Here is a 26,565-nt window from a genome sequence, read left to right as displayed (position 1 = left end):
CGCGCCGGCAAAGGCGGCCCCGAGGGCTCCCCGCGCGCGGCGGCCAGCAACCGGTCCCGATCCGCCCCCGACAGGTTGAGCACGGCGGCCAGCTGCCGCACCGTCGCGGGACGAGGGCGGCCGACGCGCCCGGCCTCCAGCCCGCGCACGGTGCTCACGCTCGGCGCGCACCGCGCGGCCAGCTCCTCCTGGCTGAGCATCATCCGCTCGCGCATGCTGCGCACGATCTCGGCAAAGGATTGGCCCATAGCTCACCACCGGATTGGCGGTATTGACGGTGAATCGACGGTGAATCGACCTCTACTTATCTGGCTCCAGCTATCGGAACCGAGCAATCTTTCAGACATGGCCGCGGAGTCAACCTCGAATCTGAAAGTCCTTGGTGTTCCTGGTCTTGGCGGCCGGCACCCACGACGGGAACCCATGACGAATTCGTGCGATCACAGAGCTGTAGCGCTGTTCCATGAAGACGGCAAAGAAGGAGGATCATGTCGAGGACAACCGACAGTCACGCCGACGGCGCGGCCGTCTCGCCCAGACGCCGGTGGATCACTTTGGCTACGGCGCTTGCCGTTGTGGTGACAGGCGGAACACTCGCCATCGGCACCAGCGCGTCGGCACACGGAACTCACGCCTGCCGGGAGGTCACCGCATCCTCGGTCGTCGTTTACCGAAGCTCGACGGGTGGGACCACTTGGGGCCGTTTCTACTACGGCGACATCTTCCAGCATCATGGTCTGGTGAACAACCGCTGGCACACCTGGTGGCCGCCAGGCGTGCCAGAGTCCCAGAGACGTGGTGGGGGCTATGTCCAGCGATCCGGATCTGGGGGCGGCGCTTGCCCGTGGTAGCCGATAGTCGCGTCCGGCCTTGGCAGAAGGCCGGACACGCAAGGCCTCTAAGCTCAGTTAAGCAGTGTGCGGTACCCGAAAACAAGACTTGATCTTTTGTGCTGGCGGGCGCAGCCTGTCGGCATGACGTGGGACCCTTTTGGCACGCTGCGGCGGGCGTTGTGGATCGGCGGCGGGCAGTGGGCCGGCAAGTCGACGGTGAGCAACATTTTGGCGGAGCGGTTCGGGGTGACCGTGTACCACTTCGACTACCACTCGGCGCGCGGCCACCTCGACCGCAAGCTGGCTCACCGGGTCGCGCGCGGCGGGCCCGTGCATGAGCCTCACCCGGACGACGTTTGGGTGCGCCCCACGCCTGAGGCGATGGCCGCCGACGTGCTGCGCGGGTTCAGCGAACACTTCGAATGGGTGCTCGACGACCTGCGCGCGCTGGTGAGCGGGCGACCGATCATCGCCGAGGGCTGGGGGTTGCGGCCCGAGCTGGTCGCCCCGATCGTCGCGGACGTGCGCCAGATGGTGGTGATGGTGCCCACCGAGGAGTGGCGGCAGCACCAGCGACGGATGCTGCCGCGCGCTCGGGGTCTGTCCCACGCGGTGAGCGATCCCCTACGGGCGCAACGCAACCGCATCGCCCGCGACCGGCTCGTGGCCGCTGACGCCGTCGAATCCGCCCGCCGCCTAGGGATTCGGGTGATCGAGGTGGATGGCACGGTCGACGCCGACGGCATCGCCGATCTCGTGGCCGACCACTTTGGACCGTTCCTCGGCTTTGAGCCTGACCGAGTCGTGCAGCCGCACCCCGCTGTTGCTCAGTTTGCTCAACGCCCGGCTGAGCCACAAAGGGGTGTGGTTGACGAACCGGCTCACCGCCACGATGGCCCATAGCCCGCGCCTGCTGCTCGGGATGAGCTGTTTGACCGCGCCCATGGCGAACGCCCGGCTCCTGCGCACGTATTCGCCGATTTCCCGCTCGTAAGCGGGAAACGCGCGCGTGTGGTCGCCTCCGGCCGCAGCCAGCTCACCGGCCAGCATGTAGGCGCCGACGACCGCGAGGCTGGTGCTGCCGCCGACAGCCGGACCCGGGCAGTACCCGGCATCGCCGACCAGGCTCACTCTGCCCCGCGACCACGTGTCCATCCGCAACTGTGTAATCGAGTCGAAGTAGAACGCCGGCGTGCGGTCCAATTCGGACAGCAGCCGCGGCACCTCCCACCCCATCCCGGCGAACGCCTCGCGCAGCAACTGCTTCTGCCGTGCCACGTCGCGATAGTGGTAGTCGAGCGGCTGCGTGGTGCGCAACAGGAATACCGCACGCGCGTCGTCCAGGTGTGCAGCGCTGTAAACGGCGGCGATCCGGTTGACGCCGGTGATCCCTTCGGTCCGGTCGCGCAGCCCGAGATAGTTGGGCAGGGAGATCACCGCGAGGTAGCCGCCGATCCACGTGGCGAATTCGGACTCCGGGCCGAAGACCAGCCGCCGCACGTTCGAGTGCAGGCCGTCGGCCCCGATCACGAGGTCGAACCGGCGCTCTGGCGCGTGCTCGAAGGACACGTCCACGCCACCGTCGTCTTCGGACAGTGCGGCGATGGAGTCGCCGAAGGCGTATTCGACGCGCTCGCGCGTGGCGTCGTAGAAGATCTCGCTCAGGTCGTCGCGCATGATCTCGACGTGCCGGTCGGACACGGCGCTGAGCAGCCGCCCGACGTTGAGTTCGTGGCGGCGGTCGCTGCCCTCAAGGCGGAACCCGAGCCGTTCGGTGCCGGTGCGCTTGGCGAGGACCGCGTCGATCAGGCCCATCCGCTCGGCGATGTCCATGGCCGGCTTGAACAGGTCGACCGCGTGCCCGCCGGTCTTGCGCAGCGTGGGCGACCGCTCCACGACGGTGACGGTGAACCCGTAACTTTCGAGCCAATAGGCCAGCACGGGCCCGGCGATGCTGGCGCCGGAGATGAGAACCCGCATGTGCACCCCTCCCATCCAAACTTACTTAACGGATGGTAAGTTATAGACTCAACCCATGGCTAGACCCTCGGGCACCAAGAAGCGCATCCAGGCGGTGGCGCAGGAGCTGTTCCTCGCGCAGGGCGTGCGCAACACCAGCCTGCGCCAGATCTCCGATCGGCTCGGCATCACCAAGCCGGCGCTGTACTACCATTTCGCGTCGCGGGACGAGCTCGTCAAGAGCATCATCCAGCCGCTGATCGACGACACCGAGGCGTTCATGAGCGGCCGGGAGCCGGGCGATCCGCGCCGGCTTTTGGAGGACTATTTCGACCTGCTGTGGCGGCACCGCGAGGTGTTCATCATGCTGCTGCGCGATCCGTCCACATTGGCCTATCTCAACCTCACCGATCGGGTCTTCCGATGGCGGCGCACGCTGACCGGCCTGCTCGTGGGCCCCGAGCCGTCGTCACGCGCGCTGATCCACGCCACGGTCGCGCTCGGCGGCATGTCCGACTGCGCGGTCGAGCACAGCGACGCCCCGTTCGAAGAGGTCAAAGCGGCCGCCGTGGAAGCGGCGGCCGCAGCGCTGGCCGTCAACCCTTGAGCGCACCGGCCATGAGGCCGCGCATGAAGAACCGTCCCAACAACAGGTAGACGATCAAAGTGGGGACGCTGGCGAGGAACGCACTTGCCATGGCCTGATTGAAGGGTACGGTCTGCGCGCCCGCGATGTTGTTGAGCGCCACCGTCACCGGCGAGAACTCCGGCAGTGTGAGGATCACCCCGAACAGGAAGTCGTTCCACGTGGACGTGAACTGCCAGATCATCGAGACCGCGAAGGCCGGCAGCGCCAGCGGCAGTCCAATGAGGACAAACGTGCGCAGCATGCCCGCACCGTCGACCCGCGCCGCCTCGATCAGCTCATCCGACAGCCCCGAGAAATAGCTGCGGAAGATGAGTGTCGTGATGGGCAGCCCGTAGATGATGTGCACCAGGATCAGCCCGTCGAGCCCGCCGTACATGCCGATCGCGCTCATCACGTAGAACATCGGGATGATGATGGCCTGGTACGGAATGAACATGCCGAACAGGATGACCGGAAACACGATGTCGGCCCCGGGGAAGCGCCATTTCGCCAGCACGAACCCGTTGGCCGCGCCAAGCAGCGACGAGATGAGCGACGCCGGCACCGCGAGGATGAGGCTGTTGAGCATGCCCTTGTCGAGCTTGGGCCACACCGCCGCGAACGTCTCCAGCGAAAGCGATTTGGGCAGCGCCCACATGTTGCCCACGTCGACCTCGCCGGCCGATTTGAGCGACGTCACGACCAGCACATACACCGGCATGAGGAAGAACACGGCCGCGCCGAACAGCGCCAGATGACGCAGAGTCTTGCTCATCGGCCCCGCTCCTTGCGCATCGTGTACCAGATGTACGGCACGGCGAGCAGGCTGATCCCGAAGAACAGGATCGTGGCGATGGCCGCGCCCCGCCCGTAGAACCCGCCCCGGAAGGCCTCCCGATACATGAGCAGCGCCGGGGTTTCCGTCCTCGGGTCCAGCGGCGCGATCGCCCAGATCAGGTCGAACGTCTTGAGCGAGATGTGCGCCAGGATCACCAGCGCGCTCATCAGCACCGGCAGCAGCAGCGGGCGCACCACGTGCCAGTAGACCTTGGTCTCCGATGCGCCGTCGACCCGCGCCGCCTCCCGCAGCTCCTCCGGAACCCCGCGCAGGCCGGCCAGGAACAGTGCCATCACATAGCCCGACAGCGCCCACCCGGCGGGCAGCGCGATGGCCGCCACCGCCCACTTCGACTGCGCGTTGTGCCAGTCGGAGTGAATGCCCGCCAATCCCAGCACATCGTTGAGCCCGGTCGTGCCGGCGCCCGTGTCGCTGTTGAGCAACCAGCGCCAGACGATCCCGGTGGCGATGAACGAAATCGCCATCGGGAACAGGTATATCGAGCGCAGTGCGTTCTCGCCTCGTACCCCCTTATCCATCAAAAGGGCAAGGGCGAGTCCAAACAGGAGCGAGCCACAGATGAACACCACCGTGAAGATGGCCAGGTTTCGCACGTCGTTGTGGAACGTCTCATCGGCGAACAGGCGCTTGTACTGTTGCAGCCCAACGAACCTGTCGTCGATGACGTAGCCGCGCGACTCGGTCAGCGAGACCTTGGCGTTCCAGCCGATGAAGAAGTAGACGAAGAGCCCGAGCGCCACCAGCGATGGTGACACCAGCAGCAGCCCGGGTCCCCACTTGCGAATTCCACGCATGACGATGCGTTACTTGCTGGTGTCCGTGTAGGCCTTGGACACCGCCGCGGCGAACTTGGCTGAGTCCTTGTCCTGCACGAAAATGCCGTAAGCCTTCTCGATTTCGGACTTGAAGGCGTTGTTGGCCACCACGCCGTGCACGAGCGAGCCGACCACGACCGTGCTCTGGTTTTGCCAGTCCTGCAACGCCGACGCCAGATAGTCCTTGTATTTGGACTTGTCGGCGTCCAGGCGGGCCGGCACGGAACCCTTGAGCGGGTTGAACAGGTCCTGGCCCTCGACCGACGCGCATTCCTTGAGCCACGCCTCGGCGTAGACCTTGTGCGGCGCGCCCTTCGGCAGGGTGAACGAGTCGGCGAGGAAGTTGTAGACGCCGGCCGTGCCGGGTGAGGCCGTGACGTCGTAACCAGTCTTATATTTCAAAGCCTTGGCGCCCTGGAGATATCCGGCCGCCCAGTCGCCCATCACATGATAGGCCGCCTGCCCGCCGAGCACCTTGTCCAATGTGGGCTGCCAGTCGTCCGTGCCGACGACGGAGACCGCGAGCAGCGACTTGAACGTGTCGAGCGCCTTGACGACGTCGGCACCCTTCCAGTCGGTCTTGCCGTCCCACAGCCCGTTGTATTTGGCGGTGCCCAGCTCTCCTAATAGGACGTTTTCGAGCAGGTGCAGCTGGGTCCACGGCGCCCCGACCGACAACGCCTTGACCCCTTTGGCAGCCAGCGCGGTGGCCTGGGTCAGCACCTCGGCCCATGTCTTGGCGGGGGTGATGCCCCACTCCTGCAGTTTGCCCGGCACGAACCACATCAGGTTGGAGCGGTGGATGTTCACCGGGACGGCGTAGATCTTCCCGCCGATCGAGAGCTTCTCGATGAGGCCGGACGGGAACTTGGACTTCCAGCCGTTGGCTTCGTAAAGGTAGGTGATGTCCTCAAGCCGGTTGGCCTTGATGTCGTCGGCCGCCTCCAGCCCAGCGTGCAACTGATAGGAGTCCGGCGGCTGGTTGCCCTGCAGGCGTGCCGCCAGCACCGACCTGGCCTGCGTGCCCGAACCGCCGGCGACCGCGGCGTTGACGAACTCGACGCCCGGGTTGTTCTTCTTGAAGTTCGCGGTGAGCGCGTCCAGGCCCTCCTGCTCGCCCGGACCCGACCACCACGAGAAGACCTCGACCTTTTTCTCGTCCGGCTTCTGCTCGGACTGGGAAGGGGAACACGACGGCAGGACGGCCAGCGCCGAAACCCCTGCTCCGATGGCCAGAAGCTGCCTGCGGTTGATTTCTGCCATGCCGACAACAAAACGCCAGATGCACAGTTCTGTCAACGGGTGTCAATAAGCTCGTGATTCTGCTCGACCGGGCGGTGCATTTGGACGCCGACGCCGACGAACACCCGCAGGCGGCGCTCGATCTGGCCGCCCATCAGGTCGATTTGGTACTGGAGAGCGTCGGCGCGGACCGGGCCGACGTCAACGCCGTGGGGCTCGGCATCCCCGCGCCGGTCACCTTGGACGGCCGGATCGGCTCGCCGACGCTGCTTCCCGCGTGGGCCGATTTGGTACCACAGGAGGAGCTGGCGTCACGGTTGGACAGTCTGCCGGTGCGGGTCGACAACGATGCCAACCTGGGCGCACTGGCCGAGCACGCGTGGGGCGCGGGCCGGGCGTGCGCGGACCTGGTTTACGTCAAACTGGCCACGGGCATCAGGGCCGACATCGTCGTGGATGGACGGTTGTATCGGGGCTCCGCGGGCACGGCCGGCGAGCTCGGGCACGTCACCTTGGACGCTCGCGGGCCGCTGTGCCGGTGCGGCAACCGGGGTTGCGTCGAGCTCACCGCGGGTGGGCGGGCACTGCTGTCGCAGGCACGGGTGTCGCATCCGGGCCTGAAGGACCTCGACGAGCTCGTGGCACTGGCCGTGCGGGGCGACCCCGGCTGCCGTCGCCTGCTCAGCGACGCGGGCCGGCACCTGGGGATCGCGCTGGGCGGCATGCTCAATCTGATCAATCCGGATAGGATCGTGGTGGGCGGGTTCGCCTATGCGCCAAGCCTTTTGCTTGAACCCATCCAGCACGGCCTCGCCGAGACCGCGATGTCGGCCGCGGTCGGCGCGGTTGACGTCGTCACGGCCGACCTGGGCGCGCGAGCGAGCGCACTCGGCGCCGTCGCGCTGGCCCTCGGCGTGGACCGCCGCTGACGCCTCAGTCCGTTGTCTGGTCGCGGTTTCCAGGCGCGGGGCCAGGCACGCACCTCCCTCCCGGTGTTCTTCACACCGGTCAATTGACGATGCGTGGGTCCGGGGGCCCGCCCCGGACCCACTGTCCACTTCAGGCGCTCACCGCCTTCAAGTCGACCATGAAGTTGGCGTCACGACCCGCCGTCGAACATGGACTCAAGTTCATGGTCGACGCGAAAGGGGCTAGGGGTGGGCGTTGCGGACCAGCTGTTCGAACTGGGCCGGGAACCAGCGGCCGAAGTGGGGGCCGCCGGGCAGTGCGCCCGTGGCGACCTCGTCCTCGTAGCGGTTGCGCATCAGCGGATCACACATCGGGTCGGACATCTTGTGCGGGTCGTCCGGGTCGATGGTGCTCGGTGATCCCGCCCCGTCCGACTCGCCCGGCGGTTTGGCCCACACGAAGGCGTCCACCCCGGGGATGCCCGTGTCTGCCGTTGGCCGCGCACCGATGCCCGCGCCCGCCTGGTTGCACCAGCCGGTGCGGTGCAGCCGCCGGTCGAGCCGGCTCTCGTTGACGTAGGTGTCGGGATTGGTGGAGGTGCTGACCCGCTCCGGCCGTGCTGGACCGCCCCAGCCGTTGCGAGAGGTGTCGATGAGCATCCCGCAGTGGACGCATCCCCTGGTGGCGAACTCCGCGAGCAGCGCCGCCACGTAGTCACGTTCGTCGACGCGATCGTTCCAGTCGATCCAGCGCGTCTGGAAGATCGACGTGCCGCTGACGATCAGCCGCGGATCGGGCAGGAACACCTCTTCGATGGGCACATAGCCGGCCACGTTGGTGGCGAAACCGTGAATCCTGCCGTAGCCCGGCCCGCCCGAGGCCGTGGCCAGCACGTGATCGTAGAGGTTGACCGCGTCGTGCAGGTTGGTCTCCCAACCCAGCCATCCGGAGTTGGAGATGTCCACATAGAGGTATGTATTGGAGACTGCGCTCAGCCGGCCGACCGCGTAGCGGATCCCGTCGCGATAGACCCCGCTCCGGTGTGTGTCGCTACACCGCAGCGTGGTGTGTTGCGTGGGCGGCTCGAAAACCACGTGGCTGTAGAGCGACCACGGCTCGACGACCACGGCCACGCGAAGTGCCGCATACTCCGGACGCGCGAGGATCGCCGCTATCGCGTCGATATATTCGCTGCGGTACCGGGCAAGCCCACCCTGAAGGGTGAGTTCACTGCTGCCCTCGAAGGCCTGGCAGTTGCGGTTGGGCAGGTTATACAGCACGAGCGAGACCACCACCGGGGCCGTGCCGTTGGCCGCGTCCTGCGCCACCGCCGCATCCAGGTGCCCGGCCAGCCCACGCCCCGCCGTTATCGCGCCGATGCGGTCCAGCCAGATCGCGGTCGACTGCTGCCCGACCGCGCGCATCTGCCCGGCCAGCGGTTCGGGCACGGTCGCGGCCTGCGCCTCGACCTGGCCCCGCCAGTCGGGGTTGACGTATCCCGCCGCACCGGCGAAGGGATTGTCCACTTTGGCCGCGGGCGGATCGTTGTCGCTCTCGGTCGCGACCACCGGCACGCCGCCCACGGAGAATGTGCGCGTGCCGTTGACCGAGTCAGCGTCCTCGGCGGCGCAGACGCGCACCTGCTGGGGCACGCTCCAGTTGGCGGCGGTGAACAACAGCGTGCCGCCGCTGCACACGGTCAGGTCGGTGTCGCCGGACCCGGCCGTGGTGAGCACGGTCATGTTGGACGCCGGCTGCCCGGACAGCCGCACGTTGACCGGGGCGTTGCCGCCCTCGGGCACGAACACCGACGTGGGTGTGACGACCGGGGTCGGCGGCCGGGGCGTGCCGCTGCACGGGACCCCGTTGATCGCGAAGTCCACCGGATCGGTGTTGGCACCGGAGTAGGTACCGTTAAATCCAATCGCGGTCGATGCGTTGGCGCCCAGGTTGCCATTCCACGGCATGCTGGTCGCGGTCACGTTCGGGCCGTCCTGGCGCCAGTTGGCCGACCAGCCCGAGTCGACGATGCGCTGGTTGCCGGGAAAGGTGAAGGTCAGCGTCCAGCTCGCGATGGGGTCGCCCAGGTTGCGGATGGTGACGCCGGCGCCGAACCCGCTGCCGTTGTCCCAGCTTTTTTGGTAGGTCACGGCGCACACCACCGCGGCGTGTGCCGGCTGCGCGGGCGCCACGACCACGGCCGTGGACACCAGCGCGCTGATCCCGGCACAGGCGAGCAGCCTGCGGCCGGTCTGTCTGATTGGGAGAGTCACGGTTTCTCCTTCGGGCTAACCACCTTTGGGGGCGCTGCGAAGACTCGCAGCATCACATGGTGCCGCCCGGCTCCCTAGTACATCGACTATACGCTATGGGTGCGTAGTCCGGTCTGGACCAGGCGGGTGGGCAGCACGACCGTGCGGGGCGGGAAGGACTCCTTGGCGATGCGGGCGAACAGCAGCTCCGCCGCCTGCCGGGCAAGCTCGCGGGTGTCGTAGGCGATGACCGTCAGCGGCGCGGCATCAGGTGGGACAGCTCGAAGTCGTCGAACCCGACCACGGCCGCGTCGCTGCCGCGCCGCCACAGCTCCTGCACGATACCGACGGTCATGCGATTGTTGAGGCCGAAGAACGCGGTCGGCGGGTCGGCGCTGTCGAGCATGTCGGACACGGCCCGCGCCGCCGTGACCGGGTCGTGCACGCCGTCGCGGACGATGGCCCCGTCGGTGCGCGCGCCTTCGAGCCGCTCACGCATCGTGAACACGTCGAGGGAGTCGAGCAGGATGCCGATTCGCTTGTGCCCCTTGCGTTTCAGTGAGCGCATGCCGGCACGTGCGCCACCCCGGTTGTCCAGCAGCACCGTGTCGGCGTCGAGCCCGGCACCGGGCTGGTTACGCCGGAACCCGAGCTCCTCCACCGCCGCGCGCACCCGGTCGACCAGCTGCTGCTGCACGTTGGGCTCGTTGTTGACCACGCGCGAGACGGTCTTGAGGCTCACCCCGGCACGCCTGGCCACATCGACCATGGTCGGGCGCGGTGAAGTCACACCCGTAGGCTAACCCGTGTGATGAGATGGCTGCTGATCATCCTGGGTGCTCTGCATGTTTCCTGGGGGGTACCGGCCGTGGTCGCGCCCCGCTGGTTCTACGAGAACTTTCCGGGGGCCGGGCGCCGGTGGACGGCCGCGTATCCGCCGTACAACGAGCACCTCATGTCCGATGTGGGCGCGGCGTTCCTGACGCTGGGCGTGCTCCTGCTGATGGCCGCGTGGATGGCCGAACGCAGGGTGACCATGGTCGCTCTGACCGGGCTGCTCGTGTTTTCCACGCTGCACCTGGTCTATCACGCACGCGAACGCGGGCTCATGTCCGGCCCGGATCTGGGTGCGAGCCTCGTGACCCTCGCGCTCGGCGTGATCATCCCGCTGGCCATGCTCATCGCCTTGCGGGATCGCCGCGGCGTCTGGACTGAGCGATCTTGAAAGCGCGCTCTTTGCTTCAAGATCGTGAGGAAGCCGGCGCATAAGGGCGATCCCGCCCGCGCGTTGCTTCGCACGCGCCAGAATCAGAGCCAGAGGACCTTGTCGAGAAAGCGCTCCGCGGCCGTAGCGAGCTCGCCATGGGCGGCGGCGGAGTCGGCCAGCGGCCCCTCGCGGATGAACCCGTGGTCGGCGCCGTCCACCTCGCACACGTACGGGGTCAGCTCGCGGGCCAGGTCACCGCGCCACGTGGGGTCGGCCGTGCCGCCCACGAGCAGGAACGGAGCCGTGGCCCGGCGCATGCCGTCGACCACCCAGTCGGAGGTGAGAATGGGCGTCAGCCAGATCGCGGGCAGCCCGCGATCGGCGGCCAGTGGCGAGGCGTGCGTGCCGAGCGACTTGGCGATCAGCAGCGGTTCGTCCAGCCCCTCCAACGCCTTCTCGACCTGCTCGCACACCCAGGGGCCCATGTTTTCGGTCGGCGGGTCGGGCGGCCAGTGCAGGTGATGCACATCCGCGCCACGGCGCATCGCCGCGACCCACGTGAACGCGACCGTCGCGGTGAACGTGCCCCCGATCCTGCCCGGGATGGCCAGCGCGTGCCTAGTCTCTGCCGCCATCACTGCAACATACACTCCCCGTGATGGTGGTCGAATGATTTCGCGGCGGGCCGTCGCCCTGCACCGTCCAATCCCGAATGCTTGATCCTTCCCACCGTCCGCTAGCGTGCATGGCGTTTGTTGGACACGGGATCTAGGTTGAGCCTGCAGCAGCGTCGCGAGCAACGGGTTTCGTCGATCGGCGAGCAGGGCGACTATCGCGGCGAAAAGCTGTCCGCCGAGGCCCACGACCCCGTCGCCGCACTGCGCGAAGAACGCATGGACGCCTACCTCGCCGCCAAGCCCCACTTTCGAAACGGGTTGTTTAGCGCCCAAACCCGCTACTGGACAACGCCAGTCGCTGTTGTGCTGGAGCCACGGATCTCACGGAGGGGTCTGAACGTTTCCACGACAGACGGGACTGCCATGAAACATGCATGGACGAAGAGATTTCGTTTGGCATCCATCGCGACGATGGTCGCGGCGACCATCCTGATAGGGACTCCCACCGCGGCACAAGCTCACGATGTCAGCAAGGGTGGGCCGTGGTCGTGTGGCTGGTCAGGTGTTTCATACTGCGGCTACGGCGGAGTCGGCGACGGCCACACCTACGCGTACGCGTGTGACGTCGAGGCGGACGGCCAGGGCTACTTCATAGAGTGGGCCAGGACCGGGGCGAGCGGCCGAGTGGGCGACCCCAACGGTTCGGCCTCGGGCTGCGGCGGAGCCAGCGTCGGCACCATCCACCGGTTCAGGATGTGCACCTGGGTGACCAGCACGATAGCCGCGTGCACCGAGTGGGTCACCACCTAGCGGCGTAGCGGCGATCGTTGCGCACCAGCCACACTCTGCAGATTCCCCGGGCATCAACGCGCGAGGTCCACCGACGTCACCTGCCGGTGGACCTCGCCCCATTAGGCGGGCGGCAGCCTGCTGGTGAGGATCGTGAGCGTCTCGGTTCCTCTGCCGGACAGGTAGCTGATGGTCTGCGCGTAGTCCATGGCGCCGGTGACGGTCACGCTGACTCGCGCCGCCGACCATGTGCTGCCCTCGGCGAGCCGGTAGGTCGCCGGTAGCACCTGGACGGTCTGGACCCGACGGGCATCGAAGGTCGCGCCCACCCACTCGATGGCGAAGGTCGATGCGGTGAGCCGGGTGGCGTCCACGTAGATGGTGAATCCCTTGAGCGTCAGGGTGTCCGTGCCCCGCCCCGACAGGTACGTCACGTCCTGCGGGTAATCGATCGCGCCAGTCGGTGTCACGGTGAACCACGCCGCCGTCCAGATGTTTCCGCTCGCGAGCCGGTAGGTGGCGGGCAGCACGTTGAAGGTCTGGACCCGGCGGGCATCCACGTTCGCGGCGACCCATCCGACGGCGAACAGCGGTGAAGTCAGCCGGGTGGCGTCCACGTTGACGGCGAATCCCTTGAGCGTGAGGATGCCCGTGCCCCGCCCCGACAGATACGTCACGTCCTGCGGGTAATCGATCGCGCCAGTCGGTGTCACGGTGAACCACGCCGCCGTCCAGACATTCCCGCTGCCGAGTTGATAGGTGCCCGGTTTCAGCCACACCGTCTGCGGCTTGCTCTTGTCGAGATTGCCTGCCACGCCGGCGATCGCGAGCCGCGGCGCCGACAGCTTCGCGGCGTCGATGGTCACCGCGAAGCGGCCGTCACCCGGTGACGATGTCTGGGGCGGCTCGCCCGTGCCCGTGGCCGGCGGTGTCAGCGTGTCGCCGGTCCGCACCGGACCCAGCGCCGGGTCCACCGCGCCCGGCTGATCCGCCGGGCTGAAGACGGCCGGCTGCGGTATCGCGCTGGACTCGGGAATAGGCGCGACGGCCGAGCGGCTTGGCGCAACGAGCGTCGGATCGTCCTCGGAAGGACCCGGTATGAAGGCAAGGGCGGCGGTCGCCGCGGCGGCCAGCACTACGGTCGCGCTCGCGGCCCGGATCGCGCCCGGGTTGCTCTGCATCACCCGAAGGGCGGTGCTGAACCCGGGCAGCTGCGCGACTTTTGCGCCGAGCTGGGCGAACGCGTCGGATCCGCGCTGCCAGAATCCGGCTTCGAGTCCCGCGCGCCCACTGTCCGCTGTGGACTGTGCGGCTACGACAGCCGGAGCCGCCGGGTCGGGTTCCCGCTGCCGCTGGGTGAGCATGAGCAGACCGGTTCCGATCGCCCAGGCCCCGCTGTCTCGTCCCGCGACCGCCCGCGGGCGGCAGGTCGAGGAGCACTTATTGAGATGCCCTTGCACGGCCCGGCGCTGCCGCGGGGTAAGTGGCACCCTTCGGCCGCCGGGAACACCCAATCTCAGGCACAGCGCCGCCAGTTCTGGGCAGTCGTCGTCGCGGCGGCCACCGACAACGAACGCGATCCCGATCGCCTTGGCAAGCTCGGCGCGGCCCCGGCTCAGTTCGTGTTCGGCCTTCTGCACGGTCCAGTTGAGCCGTGCCGCGAGTGCCGTGCCGCTGATGCCGGGCTCCCGGATCACCTCCATCATGACGGCCCGCAGCTGAGGGGTCAGGCTGTGCAGGGCCATGCCGACGACAGACAGCATCTCGCGCTTGCCAGCGATACGCGCAGTATCCTGCGTGCGATCCGCCAAAGCAGAAAGGTCGATCTCGAGCATGGCGGCGTCCGCGAGCCGGTTGACCAGAATCAGGTGCCGCCTGTTGCGTTCCATCACCTTGCGCTTCGCAATGCCGGTCAGCCAGTTGCGAAGATTCTCGGGAGACTCCAGGGTGTCGATGCGAGCCAGGGCGGTCATGAAGGTTTCCTGCACGCAGTCCTCGGCTTCATCCGGGTTGTGGAGCCGGCCGCGGCAGAACGCGGTCAGCCGCCGCCGGTGACCGTCGTCCAATTGGCGCAGCGCCACCGGATCCTGCCGCCTGACACCTTCGACTAGCTCCGCCGGGTCCATCGTCACTCCGAAACCGGTCGCGCGACTCTTGTGTTCACTGTGCGACTCCCGGTGCATGTTGTCCATCGTTCCTCCCGACCGAAACACCACAACGAATCATGCCGTCATGACTGTGTCGGTCACCGCGCCGGAAACCTCCCCGAGCCGTGGCAAAAAATCTTGAACCCGCACGGGGAGAAACACGGTTCGCCGATCACCTATCGATGAACGGGGCTTCCCGCCCGACCGAAGGAGGAGGAAGAATGAGGCAATGGATGCTCCGGCGGGCCGTGCCGATGGCCGCCGTGGTGCTCGTCATCCTGGGCGTCGCGTCGCCGGCGGCCGCCGGTGGGACACCGTACGATCCGAGCAACTGGGCGGGTGTTCGGGCGTGGGAGTGGAACGACGGCGGCGCGTGGCGGCTTCCCAGCCGGGTCACGGCGCAATGGCAGGTCCCCTGCCTGTCCACGACAGACACCAGATATGGCGCGTACGACCAGTGGATCGGCATTGAGGGTTCCCACGGCACGCAGATCCAGGTCGGCGTGCGCTCCTACCACGTCCAATCGGGATGGGGCGTGTTCACCGGCTACTTCGCCTGGGTGGTGGACACCCGCGATGCCGCGGTGCGCACACCGCAGCGGGTCTTCAGCATCGCCCGATGCGGGTTCGGCGTCACTGCTCCCATCGTCAACGCCGAGGTGAACGCGGACGGGCGGGTACACATCCGCGCCTGGAACGCGGGCAACACGTGGGAATCAACCTCCTACTCGAACCGGTTCACCGGCATCAGCGGCCCGGAGTTCCCGCGGTTCGGCACGTTCGTCCTCGAACGGTTCGCGTCCAGCGCCGCCAACACGCTGCCCTGGTTTGGCACGGCCAAATTCGAGTGGTGCCGGGTCGGCTCGATCTCGACCAGTGGCTGGTATCTGGGCAACCAAGACCTCGTCCACTTTAGGCCGACCAACATGCGCAGCCTGGTGCAGGGACCGTTGGGCATCCCGCTGGCGGCGGTGGTCACCGGATCCCCGAACATCCACGGCGATTTCACGTTCAGCCAGGTGCTCACCTACTGATCCCTGGGGGGACCGATGGACCTTGTCGAGTTTCTGTTCAGCTGGCCCGGTTGCTTGATCGGCGTGCTGATAGTCATCGGGCTGCTCCTCGGCGGTGGGAGTGGCGGTGGCGGCAGCGGCGGTCACGCCGACCCCTTCGGTGGGAGCGGCGGTTCAAGTTCAAGCGGCAGCCTCTTTGACGAATATGACTGACTATCCCGGGCGGGCGCGATGGGAGCCCGCCCAACGGTTGACTCTGGCGGGGCAAGCCGATAGAAGAAGGCATGAGCGACGGCTTGCCGGGGCGAATCAACAGGCATGCGCCGCGGAACGAAATGGAGGGACGCCATTGAGTGGATTGGTGCGTGTCGTCGTCGGGGCGATCGCGAGCATTCTCGGGTTGGTCTGGCTGTTGCAGGGGATCAACGTGCTTCCGGGCAGCTTCATGACCGGCGATCCGAAGTGGGCGGTGATCGGCATGGTGGTGCTCGCCGGCGGCCTGGCGCTGCTGATCAGTGGGATCGGCCGGGTGCGCAACCCGAAGCCCTGACACTTCAGCCAGAGGGTTGATGCCGATCTCCTTAGTGGAGATATTGGACAGTCCGCGGTGAAGAGCGCGAGCGCCGCGCGGTCGCGCTCTTCACCGGACCCGTGGTGCTGTGAGCCTCGGACGAGTTCGATTTCCAGCCCGGGCGCAGCCTGTTCGACGTCGTCCTGGCGAGCTGTCAGGCGTACACCTCCACCTCGTAGATACGCGCCGCGTTGTTCGTGGTGGATGTCGGTGCGGTGATGTTCAGCCGCACATAGCGGGCGTTGACGGGCGTGATGGCGTGCTCCGTGACGTTGGCCGTGTTGCCGGCGACCGTGACGACCGTTGTCCAGTTGGTGCCGTCCCCGGACACCTGAAGCGTGAAGTCGCGCGTGTTCCACGTCGTCATCTCGCCTCCCGCGCCCGCGTGCCGCACCGTGAAGGACTTGACGTTGACTGTGCCGCCGAGGTCGGCCTGCCAGAACTTGGTCGCGCCCAGCGAACACCACTTGTCGGTGGTGCCTGCGGTCACGCTCCCGTTGACCGCCTTGGCCGGGCCCTCGTCGGGGTTGCACGATGAGTCGGCGGTCGCGGGCTTGTTCAGGGCCACGTTGACCGGCCCTCCGGTACCCCCATAAACCTCAAATTCGTCGATACGAGCGGCCCCGTTTCCGTTGTTGGCGGGAGTCGTGACGTCAAGGCGCACATAGCGAGCGCTCACCGCGGCGATGGGGTGATATGTGCGAGACGACCGGTTGCCCGACACGGTGACCCGGGTCGTCCACGTGGCGCCGTCGGCGCTGGAGAGAATGTTGAACGCGCCCGTGTTCCAGCCGGTGGTCTCCCCGCCCAGCCCGGCGTGCTTGACCACGAACGACGAAACGTTTTGCAGGGAGCCCAAATCCACCTGCAGTGTCTTGGTCCCGGCCGCGTTCGAGCACCACTTGCTGGCCACAGACAGCACACCGTCGAACGCCTTGGCCGGGGGTTCCGTGGCGTTGCACGAGGCCGAACCGGTGGCGGGCTTGTTCAGAGCCAGATTCGTGCCCAGCGCGGGCGCGTGCCCCGGCGGCATCCAAGCCTGCTGTTCGGCGTTGAGGTTGGCCTGGGCGTTGGCCACGCTCACGAACGAGATGCCGACCTTCATGTGGACCACGCGGTTGGTGGAGGTGTCGAAGTTGAGGTAGCCGCCGGAGTTCACACCGCTGGTGTTGGCCGACCCGGCGTTGACCGTGGAGCCGAGCCAGGTACCAAAAGAGGTTGGGGGTCCGTCAAATTGGGCGTGGTAATGCACCTGATAGGTCTTGGAGGAGCCGCAGAAGCCGCCGCCGGTGAACGAGCCGGAGATTGTGGCGCCGTTGACGGTGATCGAGCCGCTGCGGTTGCCCGTGGCGGAGCGGGACGTGTTGACGAGCACCTTCGCGGTGGTGGTATTGGGGTAGGTCAGCCGCATGATGCCGGTGCGCTTGGTCGTGGTCAGCTCGACCTGGGTGTTGCCGTAGGTGGACAGCACGGCCTTGTAGTAGCCGGCCTGCGCGACCTCGGCCGACTTGGTGTGGGTCGCCTGGCAGGACGTCCAGTTCGGGCCGGGCGACGCGCCGATGTTGCCGATGATCGGCAGGATGCCGATGTCCTCGTTGTTGGCGCAGCCCGCGCCGTTGAAGTGGGTGAGGCTGAACTCTTGGATCTGCGTGTCGGAGAAGCGGTACCCAGACGGGGACGCGGTGGGCGTGTCCGGGCTCCACTGAATCATGCCGAACGGGGCCACCGGGCCGGGCACGGTGCTGCCGCCCGCGCCGCCGGGCACCGGGTTGGGCGCGTTGCTGTCGTCGGTGCCGATGAACGGGTTGACGTGCTGGGTGAGCGGCAGGAGTGCGGCTTGGGCGGGCAGCGCGGGGGTCATCGCTGCGGTCATCGCCGCCAGGTGTCCACATAGGACGACGATGGGGACGGGTCGACGGAACATTGATCGCTCGCCTTGAGACAACGTTGTCAATAGCAAGTACTCCTATATATCGATGTCAAGGACAGGCCTTCACACTGAGTCGTGAGTCAGGAATACTGACCTGGTGAGCCCCCGGATCGACCTCTCGTCCGCTGTTCGGCCGTTCGGCGAGTCAACCATGTTGCCCGGTGATGCGTACGCTTCGGCGCGCGTGTTCGAATGGGAACAGCGGCACGTGTTCGCCGGATCGTGGACGTGCGTGGGCCGGGCGGTCCCCGCGGTGACAACGATGCGAGTCGGCGACGTCGGGGTGATCGTCACGCCGCAGCGGCGGGCGTTCGCCAACGTGTGCCGGCACCGTGGGCACGAGTTGACGCCGACCGGCACGTCGCTGCTGTGCCCCTATCACGGCTGGGCCTACAACATTGACGGCACGCTCAAGTCTGCACCGCGAATCAATGTTGACAAGACAAACAACATGTTGACGGAACTGCCGTGTGTTGACTGGCACGGCTGGGTGTTCGTCAACGCGACCGCCACGGCGGGGTCGTCCGCCACGGCCGGGTCGTTCGAAGAGCACGTCGGCTCGCTGGACGCGCTCGTCGCGCCGTATCGGCCGGCGCGGCTGGAGGTGAAAGCGCGGCACGAGTATGAGGTTCGGGCCAATTGGAAGGTGATCACCGAGAACTATCACGAGTGCTACCACTGCCCGCTGATCCACCCGGAGCTGTGCGCGGTATCGCCACCCACGAGCGGCAACAACTGGCGCGACGAGCCAGGCAACTGGGTCGGCGGGGCGATGGACCTGCGCGAGCACGCCGAGACCATGTCGCTGGACGGGCGCTCGCGGGGCGCTTTCCTCCCGGGCGTCGATCCACGCACGGTCCGATATCTGGGCCTGTTTCCGAACCTGCTGATCTCGCTGCACCCCGACTATGTGCTGACCCACCTTCTCCGGCCCGTCGCCGCCGACCGCACACTGGTCGAGTGCGAGTGGCTGTTCGACCCGGCGGTCACCGACCCGTCGTATGCCCTGGAATTCTGGGACCTGGTGAACAGGCAGGACTGGGCGGCATGCGAATCGGTGCAGCGCGGGGTGTCGTCGCCACACTTCATCCCGGGGCCGTTGGCGCCTAACGAGACCGCGGTGTACGACTGGCTCCAGCTGGTGGCACGGGCCTACCAGGCGGCTTGATAGCTTTGCCGGCATGAGAACCCTGTTCGGCAAGACGTCGGCCGGCGCACCGGTGCATCGGCACACCATCGGCTCGGGCACCATCGAGCTCGAACTCCTCGACCTCGGGGCGGCGGTGCACACGCTGCACGTCACCTGCCCCGACGGGGTCCGGCGCAACGTCGTGCTCGGGCACCCCGATGTCGAGGGGCGGCTGGCGTCCAAGGCCTACATCGGCGCGACCATCGGCCGGTTCGCCAACCGCATCGCCGGCGGCACCTTCACACTCGACGGCGTCGAGTATCGCCTCGCGCCGAATGAGGGAAGCAACACGCTGCACGGCGGCCCCGACGGGTTCGACCGGCGGGTGTGGGAGGTGCTGGAGCACACGCCGTCGCGCATCGTGTTCGGGTTGGAAAGCCCGGACGGTGATCAGGGGTTCCCGGGGCGGGTCGAGGTGACCGCGGCTTACACGGTGACGGGCGACACCGTTGGGCTCGAATACACGGCGCGCACCGATGCGCCGACCATCGTGAGCCTGACCAATCACGCCTACTTCAACCTCGACGGCGAGGACGCCCGCACGATCGACGGCCACACGCTGACCGTGCCGTCGGAGCACTACATCCCGACCGGCCCGAACCTGATCCCCACGGGCAAGGTCGCCGAGGTCGCGCGCACGCCGTTTGATCTGCGGCAGGGGCACGTGCTCGGCGGTGTGATCCGCCGACCGCACCCACACATCGTGGCGGCCAACGGGTTCGACCACAACTTTGTGGTGCCGCCCGGGGATGGCATGCGTGCTGCCGCCACCCTCCACTCACGACAGTCTGGGCTGACTTTGACCGTCGTCACGGACCGGCCGGGCGTCCAGGTCTACACCGGCAATTTCCTCGACGGGACCATCGTCGGCACGAGTGGCGCGCTCTACCGGCAGGGCGCGGGCATCTGCCTGGAAACACAGCACTATCCCGACGCACCGAACCAGGCGCACTTCCCCTCGCCGATCCTGCGTCCGGGCGAGCTCATGCGCTCAGAAACCCGCTGGCACTTCGGGCCTGTCACTGGCTGATATCGACCATCCATGACACGCCGCGCTCATTCGCCGCCGGGCCCCCCGCAGATTGACCATGAAGTTAATGCCGCGACACACCGTCGAACATGGACGTGAGTTAATGATCAACCCAGAGTGGGGGGCGAGCCGGTGTATTGCTTGTATTGGCGGCTGAAGTGGGCCACGTCGGTGTAGCCGAGGGCGGCCGACACCTGCGTTACGGACATGCCGGTTTCGGCGAGCAGTTGGCGAGCGCGGCTTATGCGGGCCTGGATGAGAAATTTGGCCGGTGGCGCACCGGTCAGCGCGGTGAAGCGGCGGGTGAACTGGGCACGCGAGAGTGCGGCCCGCTCAGCGAGCTCCGCAACGCTCCAGCGGCGGCGCGGGTCCTGCCGGATGGCCTCGGCCAGCTCGGCGAGCACACCGTCCACACCGGACGGTGGCGGGTGCGTCGCATCGTCGTGGATCAGCGCGAGGATGAACTCCAGACACGCGGCGGCGGCCGGCACGTCGCCGCGCCGGTACAGCCGGTCGGCACGCCGGGCCAGGCCGTGCAGGAGGGACTGATCGGTTACCTTGCACCAGACGCCGTCGGTGTTATCCGAGACAAAGTGCATGCCGAACACGAGCAGGCGCCGGCGCGGGTCGTGCGTGGCGATCGGAGCGTCGCCGGGGCGGAAGACGAAGCACACGCCCGGTTCGAGCGGCACATCCAGCGAGCCGTGCACCATCCGCCCCACGCCCCCGAGCACGCACCACAGCAGATGGTCGCCCAGCGGTTTGGACGTCCACGACCAGCCCGGCTCGCAGCGCCAGTAGGTGGGCGGGGTCACGAGCTGGACATGCGCCAAATCGTCAACTCCTTGCGCCAAAAGTGCCTGTTCTCCTACGGTACTACGACGCAATATGAAACCATGATGAGTCATTCGTACAATGAACTCGGATATGCCGTGGCGCGTCGGGTGTTCCCGGAGGATGAGGTCGCGCGGCTGCGGGAGCACTACATGACGCTGCGCCGGCGCGGGTCATACGAGAAGGATCTGGTGGGTGTCGACGCATCGAGCCGCGACCCGCTCAAGCGCTACCCGCGCATGGCGCAGATGCACCGGTGGGACGACACCTCACTGCGCTGGCTGATCGACGCGCGCATCCGCGCACTGCTCAACGACCTGCTCGGTGGCGACCCGTATGCGGTACAGACAATGCTTTATTTCAAACCGGCCGGGGCCCGAGGGCAGGCGCTGCATCAGGACAACTTCTACCTCAAGGCCCAGCCCGGCAACTGCGTCGCGGCGTGGATGGCGCTCGACCGGGCCGACGAGGACAACGGGTGCATGCTGGTCGTGCCGGGCAGCCACACCTGGCCCATCCTGTGCACGGTGAAGGCCGACACGACGGTCAGCTTCACCGACGTGACCGTGCCCGTCCCGACCGCCTACGAGGTGGTGCCCGTGGTGATGGAGCCGGGTGACGTGTTGTTCTTCAATGGGTCTCTGGTGCACGGCAGCCTGCCCAACCAGACGGCCGACCGCTTCCGGCGGGCGCTCATCGGGCACTACATCCAGGCGGAGGCCAAGCAGGTCGGGGCCTACTACCATCCCGCGCTGCGGATGGACGGCACGCCGCTGGAGCTGGACGTGGCCGAGGGCGGGGGCGCGTGCGGCGAGTGGGCATCCGATGTGGACGGTCAACCCGTGGTGACGATGACCGGCACCCACACGGTGATGCGCAAGCACGAGTAGTGCCTATCGCGCGGCGGTCAGCCCGCACACCACCCACTGGTCGTCCTCTTTGAGCAACGTGAAGACCATGCGCTGGCTGTCGGTGATGCCCATGATGGTGTACGTGACACGGGCCGTCACCTCCGCCGAACGCTCATAGCTCTCGTCCCCGATGATCTCCCAGTCCACGACGTCGGTCCAGTCGGCCATGAGCCGGGTGGCCACGCCCGCCCGGTGGCACGTCAGCTCCCGCACCCGGGCCGTGTCGTCGTCGCGGATCGCGGTCAGGTACTGCTCGACGGTCGCGGCCGGGGCGTCGCGGGTGCCGCTCCACCACGCCCATCCGGCCACCGCGCACGCACAGCACAGCACGAGCAGGAACGAGGCCACCGCCCCGACGATGATCCAGCCTTTGCGGTTCATGCGCGGACCAACACCTCCTCCAGGGGTTTGCGAGCGATGTCGGGCACGCGTGCGCCATCGGCCGGGAATCCTACCGGGATCACGACGAAGCCCCGTTCCTCGCGCGGGCGCTTGCGGTGCGGGTCGGTGAGGACGACGAACCGCCAGGGTTGGATGTTGGCCCCGCTGGGAGCCGTCGCTGCGGCCCGGACCGCCTCCTCGATGACTTCGAGCGGAAACGGTTCGGGCGAGAAGTCGCGCACCGACCGTCTCGTGGACATGTTCTCGGCGAACCCGCGCGCTGCCTCGATCATCTGCTCGCGGGGTTGGCGTGGCGACGTCGGGGCGGGGATGGTCGCTATCCGCATGCCGCATACTACTCGTCATGAGCTTCGAGCTGGTATGCGAGATCGAGCCGCCGACGCGGCCCGACCTGACCCGGGTGCGGCATCAGATCGGGGTGCTCAGCCCGGTCGCGGGGTCGTTCCTGATACCCGACAACCACATCGGGCGGGCGACGGTTTCGAGCATCGCCGTGGCGCACGAGGTGGCCGCGATGGGTGGACGCAGCATCGCCTGCCTGAACTCCCGCGACCGGAATCTGCTGGGCTTCCGGCGAGATCTGCTGACGGCTGCGGCCTATGGGGTGGACCAGTTCTTGTTTGTGTACGGAGACAAGCCCACGGTGGGCGACCGGACCAGCGAGCTGACGGTGCGCGCGATGATCGACGAGGCCCGTGGGTTTGAGGCCATGACGCCGTTTCGGGTGGGCGTGACATCCGGGTTGCGCAAGGTGCCTTCGTGGAAGCGGGCCGCGGACTTCATGTTCGCGCAGGTGAGCTTCTCGGTTGACGCGCTGCTGCGCTGGCGAGAGTCCGTCACGCTGGACATGCCGGTCTACGCAGGCGTGATGGTGCTCGCCAGCCCGCGCATGGCACACGAGCTCGCGGCGTCCATTCCGGACATTGACATCCCGGGCTCGCTCGTGGAACGGGTCGCGCAGGACCGGGACGCGGGTGTCGAGGCGGCCTGCGAGATGATCGACCAGCTGCGCGACAGCGGCGCGTTCGACGGCGTGCACCTGGTGCCCGTAAGCCGGTACCGCCAAATGGCTCTGCGGCTCGAAAGTCGCTAGTGATGCCAGGCCAGCTGTAGCGGTGATTCGGGCAAGCGGCCGCGCAGCAGGTCCACGACGAGGGCGTCCAGGCCGGGCGGCACCACGCGTTCGGTGGGCGAGCGCAGCTCGTCCACACTCCACCAGCGGAAGCCGAGCATCACCTTGCTCTCCCACTCCTCCTGGCCCGACTCGTCCACATCATGCGCATCGACGCGATGGTAGAAGTAGTCGTCGCGGAAGACTCCCTTCGCCCAGTCGAATCTCGCGTAACCCTCCGCATAGCCGACGTGCGGCAACCGGACGTCCTCGGCCAGCACGAGACCCGTCTCCTCGCGCAACTCACGCACGGCGGCGCCGTGCAACGTCTCGCCGTCGTCGACCCCACCGCCCGGCGTCACCCACAGATAGCCTTCCTCCAGCCGCCTATGGTTCCACGGAAAGCGGAACAGCAGCACGCGATCCTGCCCGTCCACCAGGATGACCCGCGCCGAGCGCCTCGCATAGGACATCCGCCGACCTTAACCGAAGTAACATTCGCGGGATGGGGAATATCGCGGCCTACGACGCCATCGCCGACTGGTATGCCGAATATATCGACGGGTCGGCGTCGGTGTTCACCGAGCGCGTGCATCGCATGCTGCGCGAGCTGTTGCCGCACGGCAACGCGCAAACCTGTGTGGACATCTGCTGCGGCACCGGCGCCCACGCCCGTGTGCTCACCGAGCTGGGCTGGTCACCGATCGGCGTGGACCTGTCGTCCGGCCAGCTGCGCCACGCCGCCGCGAAGCTGCCGGTCGCGTGCGCCGACGCCGCTGCCCTGCCGATCGCGTCGGGCAGCGTGGCGGCCGCGACCTGCATTCTCGCCCACACCGACGTGCCCGACTACGCGGCCGTGGTGGCGGAGGCCGCCCGCATCCTGCGGCCCGGCGGCACGCTCGTCCACATTGGAGTCCATCCGTCCTTCACCGGCGCGTTCGCCGATCGTTCCGACCCGGCCCGGGTCATTGTTGACGGCAGCTACCATCGGCGCGACCGGCGGTTCGACTCGTTCACCGATCAAGGCGTGCGCGACAAGGTGGGCGCGTGGCACACGCCGCTGCCCGATCTCCTGCACACCGCATTGGACTCGGGTCTGACCCTCACCCGCGTTGTCGAGGCCGGTTCGCCGGACGCGGTCCCGGACATCTTCGGCTTTACCGCAAGGGCTAGCCTGGCGTAGAGACACATCAACCTTGGGGGAGGTTTTCTCATGCATCGCAGGACACTGCTTGCTGGGCTGACCGTGGCCGCGCCAGCGGCTCTCGCGTTGCCCGGCACGGCCTTCGCGCAGGGCAACCCCGACGGCGGCGAACGGGACCGCCTGCAGGAGCTGCTCGAAGCCGTGCACCAGGCAGGCATGCCCGGTCTTTTCGCCGAGGTCAGGGCCGATTACCGCCGGTGGGGGCTGGCGGCGGGCCTGGCCGATGTCGACAGTGGACGGCCGGTCCAGCCGTGGTTCCGGCACCGGGTTGGCAGCATCACCAAGACCTTCGTGGCCACGGTCGTGCTTCAGCTCGCGGGCGAGGGCCGGCTCGGCCTCGACGACCCGATCACACGCTATCTGCCCGAATACGCCACCGGAGCGATCACCATCCGCATGCTGCTCAACCACACCAGCGGCGTGTTCAACTACACCAACGCGCTCCTGCAGACACCCGACGACGTCATCAACGTGGGCAAGCGCGTCTACCGGCCGCAGGAGCTGATCGCCATCGCGCTGAGCCAGCCGCCCACGGGCCCACCCGGCAGCCCGTTCTCCTACAGCAACACCGGCTACATTTTCCTCGGTCTGCTCATCGAGCGGCTGACCGGGCGGCGCTACGCCGACGAGGTGCAGCGGCGCATCCTGCGGCCGCTGGGCCTGCACTCCAGCTACTTCCCGGGCGGATTTCCGCGCATCCACGGTCCGCACTCGGAGGCCTACGTCCCGTGGATCGACGGCAACCTGCGCGACTTCAGCGTGTACAACATGACCTGGGCCTGGGCGGCCGGCGAGCTCATCTCGACACCGCAGGACCTCAACCGGTTCTACCGCGCCCTGCTCGGCGGGCGCCTGCTCAACGCCCGCCTGCTGCGCGAGATGCAGACCACCAACCCGTTCGACCCAACCGTCCCCGACGCGGGCGGCTACGGCCTCGGGCTGTACTGGCTGGGCCTGCCCGGCGGTGAACGGGCATGGGGTCACGACGGCGGCACAGTCGGCCACGTCACGCTGTCCGTGCATGGCTCCCGCAGCCTGACGATGGCCGAAAACATGGCATTTTATTCGGTACCGGGCGAGCCTCACCCGATCGACATCGCCCGCGTGGAGTTCGTCCTGGCCGCCCTTGGCGTCAACGCACCCGCCGCCACCACGGCCACCACCCCAGTCCGTCTACATTGGACACCGGATGTCAAGGCCGCCCGTCCCTTCGGCACCCTCAGTTAACCGACCCACTGCCCTTGACGCGGGCCGTCCAACCGGACGGCCCGCCGCGCGGTGCAGGGCCTGCTCGATGTCGTCGGCGGCGGCGAGCAGCGGGCGGGTGAAGCGGTGCAGGGCCATGGCGTGTGCCCGTCCGAGGACGCCGAGCACACCGACGACGGTATGGTCCGGTCCGCGGATCCCAGCCGCCATGCAGCTGTAGCCGAGCAGGGACTGCTCGCGTTCGGTGGCTATCCCGTCTTCGGCGGCCGCTCGTGCCGCGGCGATCAGCCTGGGCCAGGTGGTCAGACTGTACGGGGTCAACCGCGGTATCGGTTGCGAGCCAAGCTCCTCAGCGAGTTCGGGGCGGTCGGCAAGCAAAATCCGGCCGGCGGCCGTCGTGAGGAAACCCATGCTGCGGATCGTGGTCGGCCACGGTCTGCGCATGTCCGACGCCCGGTTGGCCCCGAACGCGCTGTCGAGCAAGAAGTGGGAGGTTTCGGTGATCGTCGAGATCCACACGATCTCGCCGGTCCGGGCGAACAGATCCCAGATGTGCGGCGCGGCGGCCAGGCGCAGGCTGTCTTTCGCCGCAGTGCGCAGGCCGAGTTCCAGCAGACGTGGCCCAAGCCGGTAGCTGCCGCCCGCGCGCAGCAGCACTCCTCGTGCGCACAGGTCAGCCGCGATACGCCGCACGGTCGGTTTAGGAATGCCGGTGCACCGGGTCAGCGCCGCGAGCGTCGCGGCATCGGCGAGGTCGGCGACGGCGTCGAGCACGGCGAGCATCCGGCCCACAACGGTGTGGTCGTCCACGCCGCCCATTGTCGTGCCGGGCCGGGCGGTGGCGCTGTGTCGGATCAACGACGTGGGTCACTCAGTGATACGCGTGCCTGTCGAAATGTGACACGGC

The 26,565-nt window shown here is 67.5% G+C and carries 27 protein-coding genes and 1 pseudogene; 13 read left to right on the top strand and 15 right to left on the bottom strand.

Going from position 1 to position 26,565, the window contains the following annotated elements; translation table 11 throughout:
• Both DM816_RS03330 and DM816_RS03320 read right to left on the bottom strand, forming a co-directional pair.
• Positions 1 to 248: helix-turn-helix domain-containing protein (locus DM816_RS03330; protein ID WP_162907053.1), on the bottom strand; the 248-nt coding region annotated here is incomplete at its 3' end.
• A 1,281-nt stretch (positions 249 to 1,529) separates the two neighbouring features.
• The gene (locus DM816_RS03320; RefSeq protein WP_117208559.1) at positions 1,530 to 2,813 is read right to left on the bottom strand and encodes an FAD-dependent monooxygenase; all 1,284 of its coding nucleotides are present in this window, start codon (positions 2,811 to 2,813) and stop codon (positions 1,530 to 1,532) included.
• Positions 2,814 to 2,868: 55 nt separating this feature from the next.
• Between DM816_RS03320 and DM816_RS03315 the strand changes: the two genes are divergently transcribed.
• Positions 2,869 to 3,399, top strand: coding sequence for a TetR/AcrR family transcriptional regulator (locus DM816_RS03315; protein ID WP_117208558.1), 531 nt, complete (start codon positions 2,869 to 2,871; stop codon positions 3,397 to 3,399).
• Here DM816_RS03315 and DM816_RS03310 read toward each other — a convergent pair.
• The 3 genes from DM816_RS03310 to DM816_RS03300 are packed head-to-tail and all read right to left on the bottom strand — an operon-like array spanning position 3,389 to position 6,357.
• Complete coding sequence (locus DM816_RS03310) at positions 3,389 to 4,195, bottom strand: carbohydrate ABC transporter permease (RefSeq protein ID WP_117208557.1); 807 nt, start codon at positions 4,193 to 4,195, stop codon at positions 3,389 to 3,391. The two genes, DM816_RS03315 and DM816_RS03310, sit on opposite strands and share 11 nt — an antisense overlap.
• Positions 4,192 to 5,073: a carbohydrate ABC transporter permease gene (locus DM816_RS03305; RefSeq protein ID WP_117208556.1), complete on the bottom strand. Its 882-nt coding sequence runs from the start codon at positions 5,071 to 5,073 to the stop codon at positions 4,192 to 4,194. Before DM816_RS03305 ends, DM816_RS03310 begins: the two co-directional genes overlap by 4 nt.
• Positions 5,074 to 5,082: 9 nt before the next feature.
• On the bottom strand, positions 5,083 to 6,357 hold the full coding sequence (locus tag DM816_RS03300) for an ABC transporter substrate-binding protein (protein ID WP_117208555.1): 1,275 nt from the start codon (positions 6,355 to 6,357) through the stop codon (positions 5,083 to 5,085).
• A gap of 53 nt (positions 6,358 to 6,410) precedes the next feature.
• Here DM816_RS03300 and DM816_RS03295 point away from each other — a divergent pair, with 53 nt between their 5' ends.
• Entirely contained in the window at positions 6,411 to 7,265 is an 855-nt protein-coding gene (locus tag DM816_RS03295) for an ROK family protein (RefSeq protein ID WP_162907052.1), read from the top strand.
• A 222-nt stretch (positions 7,266 to 7,487) separates the two neighbouring features.
• Here the strand turns inward: DM816_RS03295 and DM816_RS03290 are convergent, their stop codons facing one another.
• Entirely contained in the window at positions 7,488 to 9,518 is a 2,031-nt protein-coding gene (locus DM816_RS03290) for a glycoside hydrolase family 6 protein (RefSeq protein WP_117208553.1), read from the bottom strand.
• Between the two features lie 86 nt (positions 9,519 to 9,604).
• A pseudogene (locus tag DM816_RS03285) lies at positions 9,605 to 10,266 on the bottom strand (LacI family DNA-binding transcriptional regulator).
• 39 nt (positions 10,267 to 10,305) lie between these two features.
• Between DM816_RS03285 and DM816_RS03280 the strand changes: the two are divergent.
• Positions 10,306 to 10,722, top strand: a complete 417-nt coding sequence (locus tag DM816_RS03280; RefSeq protein WP_211588528.1) for a hypothetical protein — start codon at positions 10,306 to 10,308, stop codon at positions 10,720 to 10,722.
• Positions 10,723 to 10,805: 83 nt separating this feature from the next.
• Here DM816_RS03280 and DM816_RS03275 read toward each other — a convergent pair whose 3' ends face one another.
• A complete protein-coding gene (locus DM816_RS03275; RefSeq protein WP_246001481.1) occupies positions 10,806 to 11,339 on the bottom strand; it encodes an alpha/beta hydrolase in 534 nt (177 codons plus the stop codon).
• Positions 11,340 to 11,774: 435 nt separating this feature from the next.
• Here DM816_RS03275 and DM816_RS42110 point away from each other — a divergent pair, with 435 nt between their 5' ends.
• On the top strand, positions 11,775 to 12,131 hold the full coding sequence (locus DM816_RS42110) for a hypothetical protein (protein ID WP_162907051.1): 357 nt from the start codon (positions 11,775 to 11,777) through the stop codon (positions 12,129 to 12,131).
• Between the two features lie 101 nt (positions 12,132 to 12,232).
• Here the strand turns inward: DM816_RS42110 and DM816_RS03265 are convergent, their stop codons facing one another.
• Positions 12,233 to 14,236, bottom strand: a complete 2,004-nt coding sequence (locus DM816_RS03265; RefSeq protein WP_162907050.1) for an RNA polymerase sigma factor — start codon at positions 14,234 to 14,236, stop codon at positions 12,233 to 12,235.
• Positions 14,237 to 14,478: 242 nt separating this feature from the next.
• Between DM816_RS03265 and DM816_RS03260 the strand changes: the two genes are divergently transcribed.
• The 3 genes from DM816_RS03260 (at position 14,479) to DM816_RS03255 (ending at position 15,820) form a co-directional block, all read left to right on the top strand.
• A complete protein-coding gene (locus tag DM816_RS03260) occupies positions 14,479 to 15,291 on the top strand; it encodes a hypothetical protein (RefSeq protein WP_162907049.1) in 813 nt (270 codons plus the stop codon).
• 15 nt (positions 15,292 to 15,306) lie between these two features.
• Positions 15,307 to 15,483 (top strand): hypothetical protein, encoded by a 177-nt coding sequence (locus DM816_RS42105; RefSeq protein WP_162907048.1) that lies wholly within the window; start codon positions 15,307 to 15,309, stop codon positions 15,481 to 15,483.
• A gap of 136 nt (positions 15,484 to 15,619) precedes the next feature.
• Entirely contained in the window at positions 15,620 to 15,820 is a 201-nt protein-coding gene (locus DM816_RS03255; protein WP_117208548.1) for a hypothetical protein, read from the top strand.
• Between the two features lie 175 nt (positions 15,821 to 15,995).
• Here the strand turns inward: DM816_RS03255 and DM816_RS03250 are convergent, their stop codons facing one another.
• Positions 15,996 to 17,765 (bottom strand): discoidin domain-containing protein, encoded by a 1,770-nt coding sequence (locus tag DM816_RS03250; RefSeq protein WP_117208547.1) that lies wholly within the window; start codon positions 17,763 to 17,765, stop codon positions 15,996 to 15,998.
• 103 nt (positions 17,766 to 17,868) lie between these two features.
• Between DM816_RS03250 and DM816_RS03245 the strand changes: the two genes are divergently transcribed.
• Together DM816_RS03245 and DM816_RS03240 are read left to right on the top strand one after the other, a co-directional pair.
• Complete coding sequence (locus DM816_RS03245; RefSeq protein ID WP_246001479.1) at positions 17,869 to 18,939, top strand: aromatic ring-hydroxylating oxygenase subunit alpha; 1,071 nt, start codon at positions 17,869 to 17,871, stop codon at positions 18,937 to 18,939.
• A gap of 13 nt (positions 18,940 to 18,952) precedes the next feature.
• Entirely contained in the window at positions 18,953 to 19,990 is a 1,038-nt protein-coding gene (locus DM816_RS03240; protein WP_117208546.1) for an aldose epimerase family protein, read from the top strand.
• Between the two features lie 107 nt (positions 19,991 to 20,097).
• Here the strand turns inward: DM816_RS03240 and DM816_RS03235 are convergent, their stop codons facing one another.
• The gene (locus DM816_RS03235) at positions 20,098 to 20,823 is read right to left on the bottom strand and encodes a helix-turn-helix domain-containing protein (protein WP_211588527.1); all 726 of its coding nucleotides are present in this window, start codon (positions 20,821 to 20,823) and stop codon (positions 20,098 to 20,100) included.
• A gap of 63 nt (positions 20,824 to 20,886) precedes the next feature.
• On the opposite strand from DM816_RS03235, the gene DM816_RS03230 reads away from it, so the two are divergent.
• Positions 20,887 to 21,714, top strand: coding sequence for a phytanoyl-CoA dioxygenase family protein (locus tag DM816_RS03230; protein ID WP_211588526.1), 828 nt, complete (start codon positions 20,887 to 20,889; stop codon positions 21,712 to 21,714).
• 3 nt (positions 21,715 to 21,717) lie between these two features.
• Here DM816_RS03230 and DM816_RS03225 read toward each other — a convergent pair whose 3' ends face one another.
• Positions 21,718 to 22,116, bottom strand: a complete 399-nt coding sequence (locus DM816_RS03225; RefSeq protein ID WP_117208543.1) for an Rv0361 family membrane protein — start codon at positions 22,114 to 22,116, stop codon at positions 21,718 to 21,720.
• Entirely contained in the window at positions 22,113 to 22,463 is a 351-nt protein-coding gene (locus tag DM816_RS03220) for a nitroreductase family protein (protein ID WP_117208542.1), read from the bottom strand. Before DM816_RS03220 ends, DM816_RS03225 begins: the two co-directional genes overlap by 4 nt.
• 17 nt (positions 22,464 to 22,480) lie before the next feature.
• Between DM816_RS03220 and DM816_RS03215 the strand changes: the two genes are divergently transcribed.
• Positions 22,481 to 23,230, top strand: coding sequence for a methylenetetrahydrofolate reductase (locus tag DM816_RS03215; RefSeq protein ID WP_117208541.1), 750 nt, complete (start codon positions 22,481 to 22,483; stop codon positions 23,228 to 23,230).
• Here DM816_RS03215 and DM816_RS03210 read toward each other — a convergent pair.
• Positions 23,227 to 23,721, bottom strand: a complete 495-nt coding sequence (locus DM816_RS03210; RefSeq protein ID WP_117208540.1) for an NUDIX hydrolase — start codon at positions 23,719 to 23,721, stop codon at positions 23,227 to 23,229. The two genes, DM816_RS03215 and DM816_RS03210, sit on opposite strands and share 4 nt — an antisense overlap.
• 32 nt (positions 23,722 to 23,753) lie before the next feature.
• On the opposite strand from DM816_RS03210, the gene DM816_RS03205 reads away from it, so the two are divergent.
• Together DM816_RS03205 and DM816_RS03200 are read left to right on the top strand one after the other, a co-directional pair.
• Positions 23,754 to 24,431, top strand: a complete 678-nt coding sequence (locus DM816_RS03205) for a class I SAM-dependent methyltransferase (RefSeq protein ID WP_117208539.1) — start codon at positions 23,754 to 23,756, stop codon at positions 24,429 to 24,431.
• Between the two features lie 30 nt (positions 24,432 to 24,461).
• Complete coding sequence (locus DM816_RS03200) at positions 24,462 to 25,679, top strand: serine hydrolase domain-containing protein (RefSeq protein ID WP_117208538.1); 1,218 nt, start codon at positions 24,462 to 24,464, stop codon at positions 25,677 to 25,679.
• Here the strand turns inward: DM816_RS03200 and DM816_RS03195 are convergent.
• On the bottom strand, positions 25,626 to 26,468 hold the full coding sequence (locus tag DM816_RS03195) for an IclR family transcriptional regulator (protein ID WP_162907047.1): 843 nt from the start codon (positions 26,466 to 26,468) through the stop codon (positions 25,626 to 25,628). The two genes, DM816_RS03200 and DM816_RS03195, sit on opposite strands and share 54 nt — an antisense overlap.
• Positions 26,469 to 26,565: the final 97 nt, after the last annotated feature.

It is taken from the genome of Allorhizocola rhizosphaerae (genome assembly GCF_003426775.1).
Lineage (GTDB): Bacteria > Actinomycetota > Actinomycetes > Mycobacteriales > Micromonosporaceae > Allorhizocola > Allorhizocola rhizosphaerae.
Note: the sequence above shows the minus strand (reverse complement) of the source record. Positions and strands in the feature narration are given on the sequence as shown.

Bases quoted from the DNA above. Each gene is read 5' to 3' on its own strand.
- DM816_RS03320 (WP_117208559.1), bottom strand. From the start codon at position 2,813: ATGCGGGTTCTCATCTCCGGCGCCAGCATCGCCGGGCCCGTGCTGGCC.
- DM816_RS03315 (WP_117208558.1), top strand. From the start codon at position 2,869: ATGGCTAGACCCTCGGGCACCAAGAAGCGCATCCAGGCGGTGGCGCAG.
- DM816_RS03310 (WP_117208557.1), bottom strand. From the start codon at position 4,195: ATGAGCAAGACTCTGCGTCATCTGGCGCTGTTCGGCGCGGCCGTGTTC.
- DM816_RS03305 (WP_117208556.1), bottom strand. From the start codon at position 5,073: ATGCGTGGAATTCGCAAGTGGGGACCCGGGCTGCTGCTGGTGTCACCA.
- DM816_RS03300 (WP_117208555.1), bottom strand. From the start codon at position 6,357: ATGGCAGAAATCAACCGCAGGCAGCTTCTGGCCATCGGAGCAGGGGTT.
- DM816_RS03275 (WP_246001481.1), bottom strand. From the start codon at position 11,339: ATGGCGGCAGAGACTAGGCACGCGCTGGCCATCCCGGGCAGGATCGGG.
- DM816_RS03265 (WP_162907050.1), bottom strand. From the start codon at position 14,236: ATGGACCCGGCGGAGCTAGTCGAAGGTGTCAGGCGGCAGGATCCGGTG.
- DM816_RS03260 (WP_162907049.1), top strand. From the start codon at position 14,479: ATGAGGCAATGGATGCTCCGGCGGGCCGTGCCGATGGCCGCCGTGGTG.
- DM816_RS42105 (WP_162907048.1), top strand. From the start codon at position 15,307: ATGGACCTTGTCGAGTTTCTGTTCAGCTGGCCCGGTTGCTTGATCGGC.
- DM816_RS03250 (WP_117208547.1), bottom strand. From the start codon at position 17,765: ATGTTCCGTCGACCCGTCCCCATCGTCGTCCTATGTGGACACCTGGCG.
- DM816_RS03240 (WP_117208546.1), top strand. From the start codon at position 18,953: ATGAGAACCCTGTTCGGCAAGACGTCGGCCGGCGCACCGGTGCATCGG.
- DM816_RS03230 (WP_211588526.1), top strand. From the start codon at position 20,887: ATGATGAGTCATTCGTACAATGAACTCGGATATGCCGTGGCGCGTCGG.
- DM816_RS03225 (WP_117208543.1), bottom strand. From the start codon at position 22,116: ATGAACCGCAAAGGCTGGATCATCGTCGGGGCGGTGGCCTCGTTCCTG.
- DM816_RS03220 (WP_117208542.1), bottom strand. From the start codon at position 22,463: ATGCGGATAGCGACCATCCCCGCCCCGACGTCGCCACGCCAACCCCGC.
- DM816_RS03215 (WP_117208541.1), top strand. From the start codon at position 22,481: ATGAGCTTCGAGCTGGTATGCGAGATCGAGCCGCCGACGCGGCCCGAC.
- DM816_RS03210 (WP_117208540.1), bottom strand. From the start codon at position 23,721: ATGTCCTATGCGAGGCGCTCGGCGCGGGTCATCCTGGTGGACGGGCAG.
- DM816_RS03205 (WP_117208539.1), top strand. From the start codon at position 23,754: ATGGGGAATATCGCGGCCTACGACGCCATCGCCGACTGGTATGCCGAA.
- DM816_RS03200 (WP_117208538.1), top strand. From the start codon at position 24,462: ATGCATCGCAGGACACTGCTTGCTGGGCTGACCGTGGCCGCGCCAGCG.